The sequence below is a fragment of the Deinococcus alpinitundrae genome (assembly GCF_009982895.1).
In the GTDB taxonomy this organism is placed as follows: Bacteria; Deinococcota; Deinococci; order Deinococcales; family Deinococcaceae; genus Deinococcus; species Deinococcus alpinitundrae.
In genome coordinates this window covers 1-264 of the sequence record NZ_WXZL01000313.1, presented here as the reverse complement: position 1 = coordinate 264, position 264 = coordinate 1, and the positions used below count along the sequence as shown (strand labels likewise).

Genomic DNA, 264 nt, shown 5'->3' with positions numbered 1-264 from the left:
CGCCCTCAATAAAGGGTCGAATGTCCACTGGCTGCTGCTGCAGATCCTCGAGGACGCCGGCCTGGGTCTGAACGATGTGCGGGTGGTCTATACCCCGCCGAAATATCCGCTGACCGCCAGCGACTATCTGGCGGTTGACGCCTGGATGATGTGGGATCCGCTGCTCAGCGACGCCGAACACACCGGCGAGCTGCGGGTGGTCGCCAGCGGCGAAGGCCGGGTCAACAACCATCAGTTTTATCTTTCGCGACGGGACTACCTCGC

General features: G+C 62.5%; 1 pseudogene. It reads left to right on the top strand.

Going from position 1 to position 264, the window contains the following annotated elements:
• Positions 1-264, top strand: a pseudogene (locus GUI70_RS23545) (hypothetical protein); the annotation flags it as partial.